The organism is Pseudomonas sp. TE3-3-F2023 (assembly GCF_036784815.1).
In the GTDB taxonomy this organism is placed as follows: domain Bacteria; phylum Pseudomonadota; class Gammaproteobacteria; order Pseudomonadales; family Pseudomonadaceae; genus Aquipseudomonas; species Aquipseudomonas pudica.
The window spans coordinates 4101004-4118344 of the sequence record NZ_CP145113.1 but is presented as its reverse complement, the minus strand read 5'-3'; the positions used below and the strand labels follow the sequence as shown (position 1 = coordinate 4118344).

General features: G+C 65.9%; 13 protein-coding genes. All 13 read left to right on the top strand.

Translation table 11 applies throughout. The annotated features are described in order from the left end of the window. Window positions 1-10 precede the first annotated feature (10 nt). The 13 genes from V3314_RS18625 (at window position 11) to V3314_RS18565 (ending at window position 17341) form a co-directional block, all read left to right on the top strand. On the top strand, window positions 11-727 hold the full coding sequence (locus tag V3314_RS18625) for a response regulator (RefSeq protein ID WP_012271826.1): 717 nt from the start codon (window positions 11-13) through the stop codon (window positions 725-727). Continuing rightward, entirely contained in the window at window positions 724-1500 is a 777-nt protein-coding gene (locus tag V3314_RS18620) for a transporter substrate-binding domain-containing protein (RefSeq protein ID WP_135003119.1), read from the top strand. Before V3314_RS18625 ends, V3314_RS18620 begins: the two co-directional genes overlap by 4 nt. Beyond that, window positions 1497-3749, top strand: a complete 2253-nt coding sequence (locus tag V3314_RS18615) for an ATP-binding protein (protein ID WP_338459465.1) — start codon at window positions 1497-1499, stop codon at window positions 3747-3749. The genes V3314_RS18620 and V3314_RS18615 overlap by 4 nt, the downstream gene beginning before the upstream one ends. A gap of 217 nt (window positions 3750-3966) precedes the next feature. Next, entirely contained in the window at window positions 3967-5373 is a 1407-nt protein-coding gene (locus V3314_RS18610; protein WP_338459464.1) for an amino acid permease, read from the top strand. 250 nt (window positions 5374-5623) lie between these two features. Beyond that, the gene (locus V3314_RS18605) at window positions 5624-6418 is read left to right on the top strand and encodes an enoyl-CoA hydratase-related protein (RefSeq protein ID WP_085599175.1); all 795 of its coding nucleotides are present in this window, start codon (window positions 5624-5626) and stop codon (window positions 6416-6418) included. A gap of 33 nt (window positions 6419-6451) precedes the next feature. Continuing rightward, window positions 6452-7612, top strand: a complete 1161-nt coding sequence (locus V3314_RS18600; RefSeq protein ID WP_015270769.1) for an acyl-CoA dehydrogenase family protein — start codon at window positions 6452-6454, stop codon at window positions 7610-7612. A 17-nt stretch (window positions 7613-7629) separates the two neighbouring features. After that, window positions 7630-9747 (top strand): acetate--CoA ligase family protein, encoded by a 2118-nt coding sequence (locus V3314_RS18595; protein WP_338459463.1) that lies wholly within the window; start codon window positions 7630-7632, stop codon window positions 9745-9747. After that, a complete protein-coding gene (locus V3314_RS18590; RefSeq protein WP_284385071.1) occupies window positions 9740-11347 on the top strand; it encodes a 5-guanidino-2-oxopentanoate decarboxylase in 1608 nt (535 codons plus the stop codon). Before V3314_RS18595 ends, V3314_RS18590 begins: the two co-directional genes overlap by 8 nt. 34 nt (window positions 11348-11381) lie before the next feature. Further along, window positions 11382-12611 carry an alanine racemase gene (gene alr / locus V3314_RS18585; protein WP_046615225.1) on the top strand — a complete coding sequence of 410 codons (1230 nt, stop codon included), beginning with the start codon at window positions 11382-11384 and terminating at the stop codon, window positions 12609-12611. Window positions 12612-12635: 24 nt separating this feature from the next. Beyond that, the gene (locus tag V3314_RS18580; RefSeq protein WP_046615226.1) at window positions 12636-13826 is read left to right on the top strand and encodes a pyridoxal phosphate-dependent aminotransferase; all 1191 of its coding nucleotides are present in this window, start codon (window positions 12636-12638) and stop codon (window positions 13824-13826) included. Beyond that, entirely contained in the window at window positions 13819-15234 is a 1416-nt protein-coding gene (locus V3314_RS18575) for an aldehyde dehydrogenase family protein (RefSeq protein WP_338459462.1), read from the top strand. Before V3314_RS18580 ends, V3314_RS18575 begins: the two co-directional genes overlap by 8 nt. A gap of 43 nt (window positions 15235-15277) precedes the next feature. Beyond that, window positions 15278-15979, top strand: a complete 702-nt coding sequence (locus V3314_RS18570) for an NAD(P)H-dependent oxidoreductase (RefSeq protein WP_046615262.1) — start codon at window positions 15278-15280, stop codon at window positions 15977-15979. Window positions 15980-16237: 258 nt separating this feature from the next. Continuing rightward, window positions 16238-17341, top strand: coding sequence for a polyamine ABC transporter substrate-binding protein (locus tag V3314_RS18565; protein ID WP_338459461.1), 1104 nt, complete (start codon window positions 16238-16240; stop codon window positions 17339-17341).

Genomic DNA, 17341 nt, shown 5'->3' with positions numbered 1-17341 from the left:
ACGACACGCAATGACGCCTCGGGTATTGATCGTCGATGACGATCCGCTTATTCGTGACTTGCTGCAGGCCTATCTGTCCCAGGAAGGCTATGACGTGCACTGCGCCGACACCGCGGAAAAGGCCGAAGCCCTGCTCGGCAGCCAGGATGTCGACCTGGTGCTGCTGGATATCCGTCTGCCCGGCAAGGACGGCCTCACCCTGACCCGCGAGCTGCGGGTGCGTTCGGAGGTCGGCATCATCCTCATCACCGGCCGCAACGACGATATCGACCGTATCGTCGGCCTGGAATGCGGCGCCGACGACTACGTGATCAAGCCGCTCAACCCCCGCGAACTGGTGTCCCGCGCCAAGAACCTGATCCGCCGCGTGCGCCATGCCCGCGAGGTGCACCCGGCGCCGGCCTGCGCGCAATCGCTGAAGCAGTTCGCCGACTGGGCGCTGGACACCGACCGCCGACGGCTGATAGACGCCCGTGGCGGGCAAACCCTGCTGACCCATGGCGAGTTTCAGCTGCTCAGCGTGTTCCTGCGCAACAGCGGCCATACTCTCAGCCGCGACCAGCTGATGGACCAGATCCGCAACCGCGAGTGGGTACCCAACGACCGCTCCATCGACGTGCTGGTCGGCCGCCTGCGGCGCAAGTTGCACGATGACCCGGCCGAGCCCCAGCTGATCATCACCATCCACGGCACCGGCTACCTGTTCACCGCCAGCGTGGCGGCATGACCCGCAGAGCCTGGGTGCTGGCCTTGGCATTGTTCGCCTTGCAAGCCAGTGCAAGGCAGCCAGTGCGCTATTGCGACTACCCGGTGTACCCGCCGATTTCCTGGAGTGACGGCCACCAGGTGCGTGGCCTGGCCCCCACCGTGGTGCGAGAGCTGTTCGCGCGCATGGGCTACGAAGTGCAGACCGTGGTGCTGGGCAACTGGAAGCGCTGCCTGATGGACGCCGCTGCCGGGCGGGTGGACGTGGTGCTGGCCTACAACAGCGACCAGCGTGACCAACGCATGCGCTTTTCCACGGTGCCGGTGGTGCGTGAGGAAGTGGCGGTGTTCTACAACCGCCTGCGGCCAGTGCAGTTCCAGCGCCTGGAGGACCTGGCCGGCTACCGCGGCGGCCTGCTTTACGGGGAAAGCTACGGCGCCGATTTCGACCGCTTCGTCGCCCGCCACCAGAACATAGAACGGGTGTCGTCCAGCCAGCAGAACTTCGGCAAGCTGATCCGTGGGCGCATCGACTACGTGATCCAGGAGCGGCGCACCGGTCAGCTGTTCATCGAAAACCTGCCCGGGGCGCAGGACATCCGCGTATTGCCCACGGCCCTGAGCGTGGACTACCTGCGCGTTGCGATATCACGGCAATCGCCTTTGAGCCAGCATATGGACGAAATCGACGCGCAGTTGCTGCGCATGAACCAGACCGGCGAGATCGAGCGCTGGCTGGAGCAGAGCGAAGTGACCTACCGCGACATGGTCAACCTGCCGGCGGACTCCCGATGATCCGCCTACGCACCGATGGCTTGCTGCGCCGCCTGCTGCTGTTCATCCTGCTGTTCAGCCTGTGCTTCACCGTGCTGGCCAGCTCGGTGCAGCTGTATTTCGAGTACCGCCGCGAGATGCGCGATATCGAGGCGCGCATGGCGTTGATCCGCGCCGGTTACCTGGCCAGCCTGGAGCGCAGCCTGTGGGACCTGGACGAGGCCCAGCTGGACACACAACTGCGCGGCCTGGTGGACTTTTCCGATGTCGCCCGGGTGCGCCTGGTCAGCGACGATTTCCAGCTGCTGCGCGGCGCCGCCGAGCCCAAGGGGCCGGTGCGCATCGAACGCTTCCCCCTCGATTACCAGCCGCCCTCGGGGCCGGCCAGGCACCTTGGCGAGCTGGAAGTGAGCATCGACCTGGGCGCGGTGCACAGGCGGCTGTATGCCACTGGCCTTGCCAGCCTGCTGTGGATGGGCGTGTTCCTGTGTGGCCTGGCGGTGGCGCTGTCGGGGCTGTTCTATCGCCTGGTCACCCGCCACCTGCAAGTGATGGCCGAGTTCGCCCGGCGAATTGGTGCCGGCCAGTGGCAGGAACCATTGCGCCTGGGGCGCCGCCCGTCGACACGCCCGGACGAGATCGATACCGTGGCCAATGCCCTGGATGACATGCGCCGCGCCATCCTCAGCGACATCGAGCGCCGCGAGCGCGACCGCCTGGCGCTGCAGGACAAGCGCGACGAACTGCAGGCCATGGTCGAGCGGCGCACCGCCAGCCTGGCCCGGGCCAAGGACGAGGCCGAAGCCGCCAACCTGGCCAAGTCACGCTTTCTGGCGACCATGAGCCATGAGTTGCGCACACCGCTCAACGGCATTCTCGGCATGGCCGAGCTGCTGCGCGGCGGCCGGCTGGAGGTGGCCGACCGTCAGCGCGTCGAGGCCTTGTACAAGGCCGGCGAGGGGCTGCTGGCGATTCTCAACGAAGTGCTGTATTTCGCCCGGCTCGAGGAAGGCGAGAGCCGCGCCGAGCTGGTCGGATTCTCGCTACGCCAGTTGTGCCAGGAAGTGCTGACGCTGCTCGAACCCATGGCCAGGGACAATGGCGACGCCCTGCAGCTGCACATCGACGAGCAATTGGCCGAATACCAGCATGGTGCCGAACAGTACCTGCGCCAGGTGCTCAGCAACCTGCTGGCCAATGCCATCAAGTTCACCGAACACGGCCAGGTGCGGCTTGTGGTGCAGGTACTGGCCAGTGACCAGGGCGCGCAGCGCGTGCGGGTGTCGGTCAGCGACAATGGCATCGGCATCGAGCCGGCTGTGCAGGCCAGGGTCTTCGACCGCTTCGTCCAGGCCAGCGAGGAGGTGGCCCGGCGCTATGGCGGCACCGGCCTGGGCCTGGCGATCTGCAAGCATCTGGTAGAAAAACTGGGGGGCTGCATTGGCCTGGACAGCGTGCAAGGACAGGGGAGTCGCTTCTGGTTCGAACTCGACATGGCCTGCGGGCAGCCAGTGAAGGCCAACTCACCAGCCCCTTCGCCCCTGGCAAGCCTGGACATCCTGCTAGTCGAGGACGTGGAATTGAACCGCGAGGTGGCCGGTGGGTTGCTGCTGCGCGATGGCCACCGGGTGAGCTTTGCCGAGGACGCCGGGCAAGCCCTGCTGGCCTGCGCGCAGCGGCGCTTCGACCTGATCCTGCTCGACGTGCACCTGCCCGGCATGAGCGGGGTGGAGCTTTGCCGGCAACTGCGTGCCACGCCCGGGCCGAACCGCCACAGCCGGGTCCTGGCACTGACGGCTGGCGTGCAACCGGGGCAAGTGCCAGGGTACCTGGATGCCGGCATGCAGGGAGTGCTGGCCAAGCCCCTGCGACTGGACAACCTGCGCCAGGCGCTGGCCGAAGCGGTGCCCACCGAGGTGGCGTGTATCGACGCGAGAATGGACTGGTCATTGCTGGACACCCACCGCTCGCTGCTGGGTGAACAGAAGCTGCAAGGCCTGTTGAAGGTGCTGCGCCAGTCGCTGGAACATCACGCCACGGCATTGGCCGAGGCGCTGCCGGCCCAGGACCATACCGAAGTGCTGCACCTGGCCCACCGCCTGGCCGGCAGTTGCGACTCCCTGGGTTTTTCTGGCATGGCTGCGCTGTTGCGTCGTCTTGAGGACGCTGCCCGGCAGCATGACGAACAGGCATTGAACGCGCTCGGCGAGCCGCTGGCCATGGAGCTTGCCCAGGCCCGCGCCACCCTGGAACAGTTGATCCAGAGCTGACGTACAAAATACTTACGACTTTTTACATCTTCGATCCGTTCGTACAACGGCACCTTACATCCGTTTCCAATAATCCATGGCAACCGTGTTGCACGCGGTCCATGAGGCTTATTGGAGACAAGAATAATGACATGCCGTAGCGCTCAGCCCCTCCTTCCTACCACAACGCGCGGCACCCCCGCGCGGCCTGGCACCGGCCGCAAAGCCGAGGTGCGCCATGACTGACAACCGCGAAAAGATCCAGCTCACCCGTGCGCTGAAAAGCCGACACATCTTCATGCTGTCGCTGGGCGGGGTGATCGGCACCGGGCTGTTCATGGGCTCGGGCGTGACCATCAACCAGGGTGGCCCGATAGGCGCGATCCTGGCCTACCTGGTCGCGGGTTTGCTGATGTACCTGGTGATGGTCTGCCTGGGCGAGCTGTCGGTGCAGATGCCGGTGTCCGGTTCGTTCCAGGCCCACGCCACCAGGTTCATCGGCCCGGCCACCGGCTTCATGATCGGCTGGGTGTACTGGATGAGCTGGGCCACCACCGTGGGCCTGGAGTTCACTGCCGCCGGCATGCTGATGACCCGCTGGTTCCCGGAGGTGCCGATATGGTATTGGTCGGCGCTGTTCGTGGTCGTGCTGTTCGGCCTCAACGCCCTGGCCACCCGTGCCTTCGGCGAGGCGGAGTACTGGTTCTCGGGGATCAAGGTGGCAACCATACTCGGCTTCATCATCATCGGCCTGCTGGTAATCTTTGGCGCCATCCCGCTGACCAGCGGGGCGCCGGCACCGATGCTGGACAACCTGGTGGGCGAGTCGCTGTTCCCCCATGGCCTGTCGGCAGTGTTCGCAGTGATGATGACCGTGGTCTATGCCTTCCAGGGCTGTGAAATCATGGGAGTGGCGGCCGGCGAGACCGAGCACCCGGAAAAGAGCATCCCGCGGGCCGTGCGCAACGTGGTGTTCCGCGTGCTGATCTTCTACGTGCTGGCGATTGCCGTGCTTTCGGCCATCGTGCCGTTCGAGCAGGCCGGGTTGATGGAAAGCCCGTTCGTGCAGGTGTTCGACATGGTCGGCATTCCCTTTGCCGCCGACCTGATGAACTTCGTAATCCTCACCGCCATCCTTTCGGTGGGCAACTCCGGGCTGTATGCCTCCACGCGCATCCTCTGGGCCATGTCCAAGAGCGGCATGGCGCCGAAAAGCCTGTCGCCGTTGAGCAAGCGTGGCGTGCCGTTGCGGGCGCTGAGCATCACCCTGTGCTTTGCGCTGATCTCGCTGATGACCAGTTTCATTGCTGCCGACACCCTGTTCATGGTGTTGATGGCGGTGAGTGGCATGTCCGGCACCGTGACCTGGATCGTCATCGCTCTGGCGCAGTACCGCTTCCGCAAGGTCTACCTGCGTGAAGGTGGGCAACTGCAGGACCTGAAGTACAAGGCGCCGCTGTACCCGCTGGTGCCGCTGCTGTGCATCACCCTGTGCAGCTCGCTGTTCGTGTTCCTGGCGCTGGATGAAACCCAGCGGCCGTCGTTGTACTGGGGCTTTGGCTTCATTGCCCTGTGCTATGCGGCGTACTTCTTCGTCAACCGCCGTCGGCAGGGGGCTTTCGAGCCGAGCGTGCCGGGGGTTTGATTCGGGTGTTGGGCTGAAGATTGCCGGGGCCGCAAAGCGGCCCCGGCAATCCGTCAGTTGTACAAAGTTGTAACAACCACCTCCTATCTAAACCTTGATCCAACAAATAATACTAATAAAAACAACGACATATTCGTTTTCAAGCGTTGTTACAGCCCCATCCTCGCCCAATTGCCGCCTTGTTGAACACTCGTTTAGTATCTCCCTCGTCAAGCCCTCTCAAACCATCACAACAACACCGAGGCCCCCCATGACCACCCCGTCGTCGTCACTGTTGAGCAAGGTCGAAGCCGGCGTTGCCTGGATCACCCTCAACCGCCCCGAGCAGCGCAATGCGCTGGACATCCCCACCCTCAAGCAACTGCATACTCTGCTGGAAACCTGCAACAGCGACCCGGCCGTGCGCGTGGTGGTGCTGACCGGCAGCGGCCGCAGCTTCTGCGCCGGTGCCGACCTTGCCGAATGGGCCGCGGCCGAGGCCCAGGGCACCCTGGAAAGCTACGGCTGGACCGAAACCGCCCACGCACTGATGTTGCGCCTGCACAGCCTCGACAAGCCCACCATCGCTGCCATCAACGGCACCGCCGTGGGCGGTGGCATGGACCTCAGCCTGTGCTGCGACCTGCGCATCGCCGCGGCCTCGGCGCGCTTCAAGGCCGGCTACACCAGCATGGGCTACAGCCCCGACGCCGGTGCCAGCTGGCACCTGCCACGGCTGATCGGCAGCGAGCAGGCCAAGCGCCTGTTGTTCCTCGATGAGCTGTGGGGTGCCGAACGTGCCTTGGCGGCCGGGCTGGTCAGCGAAGTCTGTGCCGACGAGCAACTGCCCGCCGTGGCCGCCGAGCTGGCCGGGCGCCTGGCCAATGGCCCTACCTTCGCCTACGCGCAGACCAAACGGCTGATCCGCGATGGCGCCCGGCGCACCCTGGCCGAGCAGCTGGAAGCCGAGCGCCAGGCCGGCCTGCTGTGCGGCCGCAGCCAGGACGGTGCCGAGGCGCTGCGAGCGTCGGTGGAGCGCCGCGCACCCCGTTTCACCGGCCAGTAACCCGATAACCGACCCTCACCAGGACCTTCGCAGATGAATTTCCAACTGACCCAAGAACAAGAAATGTTGGTGGAAGCGGTACGCAGTTTTGTCGCCAAGGAGCTGCTGCCCCATGAGGAGGCAGTGGACCGCGCCGATGCCGTGTCGCCCGAGCTGGCTGCGCAGATCCGCGGCAAGGCCATCGCCGCCGGGTTCTATGCCTTCAACATGCCCGAGGAGGTCGGCGGCGGTGGCCTGGACTATCTGTCCCAGGCGCTGATCGAGCGCGAACTGTCCAAGGTGTCCTGGGCCCTGCACGTGTTCGTCGCGCGGCCATCGAAAATCCTCATGGCCTGCAAGGACGAGCAGATCAACGACTACCTGTTGCCCTGCGTGCAGGGTGAGAAGATCGATTGCTTCGCCCTCACCGAGCCGGGCGCCGGCTCCGATGCCAACGCCATCAAGACCCGTGCCGTACGCCAGGGTGACGACTTCGTCATCAACGGCAGCAAGCACTTCATCAGCCATGCCGGCCACGCCGATTTCGCCATCGTCTTCGCCGTCACCGACACCTACGAGCACAACGGGCGCAAGCGCAACGCGGTAACGGCCTTCCTGGTCGACCGTGGCACGCCGGGCATGACCATTCGCCGTGGCCCCAAGTGCGTGAGCAACCGTGGCTACCACACCTACGAGCTGTTCTTCGACGACTGCCGGGTGCCGGCCAGCAAGGTGCTGGGCGAGGTCGGCAAGGGCTGGGAAGTGGCCAACGCCTGGCTCACCGCCGGCCGGGTGATGGTCGCCGCCAACTGCGTGGGCCAGGCCCAGCGTGCCCTCGACCTGTCGCTGCAATGGGCTGCCGACCGCAAGCAGTTCGGCCAGGCCATCGGCAGCTACCAGGGCGTGTCGTTCAAGCTGGCCGACATGGCCACGCAGATTCGCGCTGCAGAAATGCTCACCCTGCACACCGCCTGGAAGATGGACCAGGGCAGCATGACCGATGGCGAGGCCGGCATGGCCAAGCTGTTCGCCAGCGAAGTGCTGGGCAAGGTTGCCGACGAAGCCGTGCAGATCTTCGGCGGCATGGGCCTGATGGATGAAGGGCCGGTCGAGCGCATCTGGCGCAACGCACGCATCGAGCGCATCTGGGAAGGCACCTCGGAAATCCAGCGGCACATCATCGCCCGCGAACTGCTGCGCCCGCTGCTGCGCTGAGCGCCAGGAGAACACCCATGTCGCATTCGATTCGTGACAACCTCAAGCGCCTGCTGGCACCCCGGCACCTGGCCTTCGTCGGCGGGCGCAGCATGGCGCGGGCGCTCAAGCGTTGCGCCGAAGGTGGCTTTGGCGGCGAGCTGTGGCTGGTCAACCCGCAGCATGACAGCCTCGAAGGTATCCCCTGTGTGGCGCGGGTGGCCGACTTGCCCTATGCCCCGGACGCGGTGTTCATCGCCACCAACCGCGAACTGACTCTGCAGTGCGTTGCCGAGCTGGCCGCACGCGGCGCCGGTGGCGCCATCTGCTATGCCTCAGGCTTTGCCGAAAGCGGCGAAGAGGGCGGCCAGCTGCAGCAGCGCCTGCTGGCCGCCGCCGGCAACATGGCCTTGCTCGGCCCCAACTGCTACGGCCTGCTCGACTACCTGCACGGCGCTGCCCTGTGGCCGGTGGCCCATGGTGGCCAGCAAGTGGAGAAGGGCGTGGCGATCCTCACCCAGAGCGGCAACTTCGCCTACAACCTGTCGATGAGCGACCGCTCGCTGCCGGTGGCCTACATGGCCTCTGTCGGCAACCAGGCACAACTGGGCGTGGCCGAGCTGATGGACGTGCTGCTCGACGACCCACGGGTAACCGCCATCGGCCTGCACCTGGAAGGCCTGAAGAACGTGCCGGGCTTCGCCCGTGCCGCCTGCAAGGCATTGCAGCAGGGCACGCCGATCATTGCGCTGAAGACCGGCGTGTCGCAGATCGGCGCCGAACTGGCGCTCAGCCACACAAGCTCGCTGTCCGGCTCCGATGCCTTGTACGACAGCCTGTTCCAGCGCCTGGGCGTGATCCGCGTCAGTGGCCCGGTGAGCTTCGTCGAAACCCTCAAGGCCGCTGCCTGTGGCCGCCTGCCGGTGAATGGCGAGCTGATAGCCCTGGCTTGTTCCGGTGGCGATGCCGGCTTGATCGCCGACTATGCCGAGCGCAACCAGCTGGTCCTGCCAAAGCTCGAACAAGGACAGGTGGCGCAGTTGGCCGAGGTGCTGCCGGCCTATGCCAACCTGGTCAACCCACTGGATTTCACCACTGCCATCTGGGGTGATGCAGCGGCCCTGCAACGCATGCTCGACAGCACCCTGAGCGGCGCAGCCGACGCGGCCATGCTGGTGCTGGACTACCCGGCGGCGTTCACCGGCGAACGCAAGGAATGCGACCTGCTGCTGGCACTGTACTGCGATGCGTTGGAGCGCCACGGCAAGATCGGCTTCGTCACCTCGGCATTCCCGGAGCTGTTGCCCACCTGCGCGCGCGAGCGTTTGCACGCGCGCGGCATCGCCGCCCTGCAGGGTGTGGAGGATGGCCTGGCAGCCTGGGGCCGCATCGTCGCCTACCAGCGCAACCGCCAGCGGCTGCTGGAACAGGGTGAGGCCGCACGGGTGCCGCTGTGCCCCCAGACCATCGCGGGCGAGGGCCAGCTGCTGGACGAATGGCAATCCAAGCAAGCCCTGCGTGCCTTCGGCCTGCCGGTACCGGCAGGGGTGTTGAGCACACCCGAGCGTGCCGTGGCAGATGCCGCCCGCGTCGGCTACCCGCTGGTATTGAAGGCGGTCAGCGCGCAACTGCCGCACAAGACCGAAGCCGGTGCGGTGGCGCTGAACCTGCGCGATGCCGCTGCCCTCGAGGTTGCGCTGGTGCAGATGCGCCAGCGCATCGCCGCCTATGCCCCGCAGGTAGCGTTCGACCAGGTGCTGCTCGAACCGATGGCCGAGCCGCCGCTGGCCGAATTGATCGTCGGCATCAAGCGCGAGCACGACTTCGCCCTGGCCCTGGTGATCGGTGCCGGTGGCGTGCTGGTCGAGCTGCTCAAGGACAGCGTCAGCCTGTTGTTGCCGACCACCGACGACGCCATCCGTAGCGCGCTGCTCGGCCTGCGCAGTGCCAGCCTACTGCAAGGCTTCCGTGGCCGCCCGGCTGCCGACCTCGACGCATTGGTTGCGGCTATCCGCGCGGTGGCCGACTACGCCTGCGAAAACGCCGGGCAATTACTGGAGCTGGATGTGAACCCATTGATGGTAGGTGCCCACGGCACCACTGCGGTCGATGCGCTGATCCGCCTCGGCCAGGCGCAAGGAGAACGACATGAATAAGCACACCCCAACCGCCGGGCAGGCGTTGGTGCGCCTGCTGGCCAACTATGGCGTGGAAACGGTATTCGGCATCCCCGGCGTGCACACTCTGGAGCTGTACCGCGGTCTGCCGGGCAGTGGCATCCGTCATGTGCTGACCCGCCACGAGCAGGGCGCCGGCTTCATGGCCGACGGCTATGCCCGGGTAAGCGGCAAACCGGGGGTATGCTTCGTCATCACCGGCCCGGGCGTGACCAATGCCGCCACGGCCATCGGCCAGGCCTATGCCGACTCCATCCCTATGCTGGTGATTTCCAGCGTCAACCACACTGCCAGCCTGGGCAAGGGCTGGGGCTGCCTGCACGAAACCCAGGACCAGCGCGCTATGACCGCGCCGATTACCGCGTTCTCCGCCGTGGCCCTGCGCGGCGACGATCTGCCCGAGCTGATCGCTCGTGCCTGGGCCGTGTTCGACAGCGAACGGCCGCGCCCGGTGCACATCTCGGTGCCGCTGGACGTGCTGGCCGCACCGGTCAGCCGTGACTGGAGCGATGAGGTGGTGCGCCGCCCCGGGCGCGGCCAGCCGTGCCGTGACATCCTCGACCAGGCTGCCGTGAAGCTGGCAGCCGCCAGGCGCCCGATGATCATTGCCGGTGGTGGGGCATTGCACGCGGCCGAGCAGTTGCAGCAACTGAGCACCCGGCTGGCAGCCCCACTGTTCACCAGCGTGGCCGGCAAGGGCCTGCTGCCAGCGGACGCACCACTGAATGCCGGCGCCAGCCTGTGCGTCGAGCCCGGCTGGCAGCTGATCAGCCAGGCCGATGTGGTGCTGGCAGTGGGTACCGAAATGGCCGACACCGACTTCTGGCGCGAGCGCCTGCCGATCAGCGGCGAGCTGCTGCGCGTGGACATCGATCCGCGCAAGTTCAATGACTTCTATCCCTGTGCCATTGCGCTGCACGGCGATGCCCGGCAAACCCTGGCCGGCCTGCTCGAGCACCTGCCAGCGCTGGACCGTGACCCGGCCCAGGCCAGCGAAGCCGTGGCCAACCTGCGGCTGGCCATCCGCAACGGCCATGCGCCGCTGCAGGCCGTGCACCAGGCAATCCTCGACCGTATTGCCGCCGTGCTGCCCGATGACGCCTTCATCAGCAGCGACATGACCCAACTGGCCTATACCGGCAACTACGCCTTCGCCAGCCGGGCGCCGCGCAGCTGGCTGCACCCCACCGGTTACGGCACCCTCGGCTACGGCCTGCCGGCCGGCATCGGCGGCATGTTCGCCAGCGACCACCGCCCAGGCCTGGTGCTGGTGGGCGACGGCGGTTTCCTTTACACCGTCCAGGAGCTGGCCACGGCAGTCGAGGAGCTGGACCGACCGTTGGTCGTGCTGTTGTGGAACAATGACGCCCTTGGCCAGATCCGTGACGACATGCTCGACCTGGACATCGAGCCGGTCGGCGTACTGCCGCGCAATCCGGACTTCATCGGCCTGGCCCGTGCCTTTGGTTGCACGGTGCGCCAGCCGCGTGATCTGGATGCGCTGCAGGCCGATCTGGCCAGCGGTTTCGCCACCCCCGGCGTCACCTTCATCGAGCTCAAACACACCTGCGTCTGCTAAGCGGCAGACACCACGAACAACAAGAGAAACCACCATGCCATTTCGCCGTACCCTCCTGGCTGCATCCCTCGCTCTGCTGATCACCGGCCAGGCCCCGCTGTACGCCGCACCACCCCTGTCGATGGACAACGGCACCACGGCCCTGACCGTGCAGAACAGCAACGCCTGGGTCGAAATCAGTGCCGGCGCCCTGCAACACAACATCCGCACCCTGCAGGCCGAGCTGGGCGGCAAGTCCAAACTGTGCGCCGTGCTCAAGGCCGATGCCTATGGCCATGGCATCGGTCTGGTGATGCCGTCGATCATCGCCCAGGGCGTGCCTTGCGTGGCGGTGGCCAGCAACGAAGAGGCCCGGGTGGTGCGCGCCAGTGGCTTTACCGGGCAACTGGTGCGGGTACGCCTGGCCAGCCTCGGCGAAGTTGAAGATGCCTTGCAGTACGACATGGAAGAACTGGTCGGCAGCGCCGAGTTCGCCCGCCAGCTCGATGCCCTCGCCGAACGCCACGGCAAGACCCTGCGCATCCATCTGGCGCTCAATTCCAGTGGCATGAGCCGCAACGGCGTGGAGATGGCTACCTGGTCCGGCCGTGGTGAAGCGCTGCAGATCACCGACCAGAAGCACCTCCAGCTGGTCGCGCTGATGACCCACTTTGCCGTGGAAGACAAGGACGATGTGCGCAAAGGCCTGGCAGCGTTCAACGAACAGACCGACTGGCTGATCAAGCACGCCAAACTTGATCGCAGCAAGCTCACCCTGCATGCCGCCAACTCCTTCGCTACGCTGGAAGTGCCCGAAGCGCGCCTGGACATGGTGCGCACCGGCGGCGCGTTGTTCGGCGACACCGTGCCGACGCATACCGAATATCAACGTGTCATGCAGTTCAAGTCGCACGTGGCAGCGGTGCACAGCTACCCGGCTGGCAACACCGTCGGCTACGACCGCACCTTTACCCTGGCGCGTGATTCGCGCCTGGCGAACATCACCGTCGGCTACTCCGATGGCTATCGCCGGGTGTTCACCAACAAAGGCCATGTGCTGATCAACGGCCACCGTGTGCCAGTAGTGGGCAAGGTGTCGATGAACACCTTGATGGTCGATGTCACCGACTTCCCCGATGTCAAGGGTGGCAACGAAGTGGTGCTGTTCGGCAAACAGGCCGGGGGAGAGATCACACAGGCCGAGATAGAGGAAATCAACGGCGCGCTGCTCGCCGACCTCTACACCGTATGGGGCAGTTCCAACCCGAAGATTCTCGTCGACTGAAACCGCCAATGAAGGGAGATTGCCATGCGCTACGCCAAGCTCACTCAACGCATCGCCGGCGACGGGGCCGCGGCCTGGGACATCCACTACCGCGCCTTGGCGCTGCAGGCCGAGGGCAAGGATATCCTGCTGCTGTCGGTGGGTGACCCGGACTTCGACACCCCCGCGCCGATCGTCGAGGCGGCCATCGACAGCCTGCGGGCGGGCCACACTCATTACGCCGATGTGCGCGGCAAGCTGGCGCTGCGCCAGGCCATCGCCAACCGCCACCGCCAGCGCAGCGGCCAGGCCGTCGATGCCGACCAGGTGACGGTACTGGCGGGGGCCCAGTGTGCGCTGTACTGCGTGGCCCAGTGCGTGCTCGACCCGGGTGACGAGGTGATTGTCGCCGAGCCCATGTACGTGACCTACGAGGCGGTGTTCGGGGCCTGTGGCGCCAAGGTGGTGCCGGTGCCGGTCAAGCCGGAGAACGGCTTCCGCGTTTGCCCCCGTGACGTGGCCGCGCGCATTACCTCGCGCACTCGCGCCCTGGCCCTGAACAGCCCGCACAACCCCTCGGGGGCAAGCCTGCCGCGTGCCACCTGGGAAGCGCTGGCCGAATTGTGCATCGCCCACGATCTGTGGCTGATCTCCGACGAGGTGTACAGCGAGCTGCTGTACGACGGCGAGCATGTCAGCCCCGGCAGCCTGCCGGGCATGGCCGAGCGCACCGCCACCCTCAACAGCCTGTCGAAGTCGCATGCCATGACCGGTTGGCGGGTGGGTTGGGTGGTTGGTTCGAGCGAACTGGCCGCCCACCTGGAGAACCTGGCGCTGTGCATGCTGTATGGCTCGCCGGACTTCATCCAGGACGCCGCCGTGGTGGCACTGGAGCAGCAACTGCCCGAGCTCGACAGCATGCGCGAGGCCTATCGCCAGCGCCGCGACCTGGTGTGCGAGCAGTTGGCCGGCTGCCCGGGCATCAAGGTGCTCAAGCCCGATGGCGGCATGTTCGTGATGGTCGACATCCGCGAGACCGGCCTCAGCGCCCAGGCCTTCGCCGATCGCCTGCTCGACAGCCAGGGCGTATCGGTGCTCGCCGGCGAAGCCTTCGGCCCCAGCGCTGCCGGGCATATCCGCCTGGGCCTGGTGTTGGGCAACGAGGCCTTGGCCGACGCTTGCCAGCGCATTGCCCGCTGCGCCGCGGCATCGATGCAGGGGCAGGCCCATGCGTGAGTATGCGCGGCTGTACATCGACGGCGCCTGGCAGGTACCGAGCGGGCAGGGCATGGCCGAGGTGATCGACCCGGCCACCGAACAGGTCATCGGCCGGGTGCCGCTGGGCGCGGAGGCCGATGTCGAGCGGGCGGTGACGGCCGCGCGGCGGGCCTTCGATGGCTGGTCGCGTACACCGTCCGGCGTACGTGCCGGGTACATAACGGCGCTGGCCGCACAGCTGAAAAGCCGCGCGGCGGAAATGGCCTCGGTCATCACCGATGAACTGGGCATGCCGGTGCAGTGGTGCCAGGCGGTACAGGTCGAGGGCCCGATTGCCGGGCTGGAGCAGTATGCCGAACTGGCCGGGCTGATGGATGAGGTGCGCGAAGTCGGCAACTCGCTGGTGTACCGCGAGGCCGTTGGCGTTTGCGCGTTCATCAACCCGTGGAACTATCCGCTGCACCAGATGATCGGCAAGCTGGCGCCGGCCCTGGCCGCCGGCTGCACGGTGGTGGTCAAGCCCAGCCAGGAAACACCGCTGCACGCGTTCCTGCTGGCCGAGATGATCGAGGCCATCGGCCTGCCGGCCGGGGTGTTCAACTTGGTCAGCGGGCCGGGCGCCAAGGTTGGCGAGGCCCTTGCCCGGCACACGCAGGTGGACATGGTGTCGTTCACCGGTTCCACCGGTGCCGGGGTGCGCGTGGCCCAGGCGGCCGCGCCGACGGTGAAGCGGGTGTGCCTGGAGCTGGGCGGCAAATCGCCGCTGCTGATCACCGCCGACGCCGACCTGCACGCGGCGGTGCGCCATGGCGTGCAGGACGTGATGATCAACTCGGGGCAGACCTGCACGGCCCTGACCCGCATGCTGCTGCCGGCCAGCCGCTACGCCGAGGCGCTGGAGATTGCCGAGGCCGAGACCCGTGCGCTGGTCATGGGCGACCCGCGTGACCCGGCCAGCTTCCTAGGCCCGATGTGTTCGGCAGGCCAGCGGCGCACCGTGCTCGACTACATTCGCCTGGGGCAGGAGGAGGGCGCGCGCCTGCTGTGCGGCGGTGATACGCCAGCCGGCTTCGAGCGTGGCTTCTACGTGGCGCCGACGTTGTTCGCCGATGTCGACAACTGCATGCGTATCGCCCAGGAGGAAATCTTCGGCCCGGTGCTGTGCCTGATCCCCTATGCCGACGAGGCCCAGGCGCTGGCCTTGGCCAACGATTCGCCGTTCGGCCTGTCCAGCGCGGTGTGGGCAGGTAGCCGCGAACACGGCCTGGCCCTGGCGCGACAGATACGCGCCGGGCAGTGCTTCATCAACGGTGGCGGGTTCAACTACCAGGCACCGTTCGGTGGTTACAAGCAGTCTGGCAATGGGCGCGAGTGGGGCGAGGAGGGCCTGGCGGAGTTCGTCGAGGTGAAAGCGGTGCAGTGCTGAGCCACAGCTGGAAGACAACCTGTTTTGTGTGAGGAGAATGTTTGTGAATGTACTGATCGTCCACGCTCACCCCGAGCCGCAATCGTTCACTGCCGCCCTTCGTGACCAGGCCGTGGAAACCTTCCGCGCCCAGGGCCACCAGGTGCAGGTCAGCGACCTGTACGCCATGGGCTGGAACCCAGTGGCCAGTGCCGATGATTTCACCCAGCGCGAGAACCCCGAGTACCTGGTGTATGCCCTGGAGCAGCGCCAGGGGGTCAAGCGTGGCGCCATTGCCGCGGATATCCAGCAGGAGCTGGACAAGCTGCTGTGGGCCGACTTGCTGGTGCTGAACTTCCCGATCTTCTGGTTCTCGGCGCCGGCCATGCTCAAGGGCTGGATCGACCGGGTGCTGGTGTCGGGGGTGTGCTATGGCGGCAAGCGCTTCTACGACCAGGGCGGGTTGGCAGGCAAGAAAGCGCTGGTGACCGTGACCCTGGGCGGGCGCGAGCACATGTTTGGCGACGGGGCGATTCACGGGCCGCTGGAGGACATGCTGCGGCCGATCTTGCGCGGTACGCTGGCCTACGTCGGCTTCGAGGTGCTGCCGCCGTTCGTGGCCTGGCATGTGCCGTACATCAGTGACGAGGCGCGGCAGGCGTTTTTGCAGCAGTACCGGCAGCGCCTGGAGCAGCTCTCGGACGACCAGCCTTTGGTGTTCCCGCGCCTTGAGCAGTTTGATGAGGCGTTGTATCCGTTGGCGTGAGCTTTTGCTCGAACCACTGGGGCCGCGTTGCGGCCCTTTCGCGACACAAGGCCGCTCCTACAGGATCCGCGCACCCTGTAGGAGCGGCCTTGTGTCGCGAAAGGGCTGCAAAGCAGCCCCAGAATTCTGTCGGCATACGACATTCTGCCACCTGCCAAAAAACGACCACCCACACATTCGGGGTATGTTCCCCTTCGGCAAATCCCTCGATAGTGCCTGCATCGGCTCGATCCCGAGCATTCACACGATGGAGTTGCCATGCGCAAGGTACTGAAGGTGATTGGCGGTCTGCTGCTGGCGTCTGGCGCCAGCCTGGCCCAGGCGGCAGAGGTGGACAGCGGTAACACGTTGCGGTTGTACAACTGGACCGACTACATCGGCGAAACCACCCTGGCCGACTTCGAGAAGGCCACCGGCATCAAGGTCATCTACGACACCTTCGACGGCTACGAAACGGTACAGACCAAACTGCTCACCGGCCGCTCCGGCTACGACCTGGTCATGCTGAATGCTTCCCTGGTACCCCCGCTGATCAGTGCCGGAGTGTTCCAGGCACTGGACAAGCAGCAACTGCCCAGCTGGCACAACCTCGACCAGCAGGTGGTGAACAACCTGCAAGGCTACGACCCCGGCCTGAAATACTCGGCGCCCTACACCTGGGGCAGCTCGGGGGTAACCTACAACGTCGACAAGATCACCGCGCGCATGCCCGATGCCCCCATCGGCTCGCTGGCCATGCTGTTCGACCCCAGGATCGTCTCGCGCTTTGCCGACTGTGGCGTCACCCTGATGGACGCGCCGACCGAAGTCATCCCGCTGGCCCTGCAGTACCTGGGCAAGGACCCACGCAGCGCATCGCCTGCCGACCTCAAGGCGGCCGAACAACTGCTGCTGGGCATTCGCCCGTACATTCGCAGGTTCGACTCGGTCAACTACCTCACCAGCCTGCCCAACGGCGATGTCTGCCTGGCCCTGACCTGGTCCGGCGACTACGCCACCGCCCAGGCTCGTGCGGTGGAAGCGAAGAAGAACATCAAGCTGTCGTTCTTCATCCCCCAGGAAGGCTCGCTGATCTGGTTCGACAACTTGTACATCCCCAAGGATGCACCGCACGTGGCCAACGCCCACCGCTTCATCGAGTTCCTGCTGCAGCCGCAGACCATGGCCAAGGTCACCGACTACATCCACTACGCCAACAGCAACGCTGCCGCCACGGCGTTGGTGCGCGAGGAGATCCGCCAGGACCCGGCCATCTACCCCGACGCGCAAACCCGCGAGCGCCTGTTCGCGCAGAAAACCCAGAGCCCGAAGGACATGCGCGCCATCACCCGGGTCTGGAGCACGGTCAAGACCGGTTTCTGA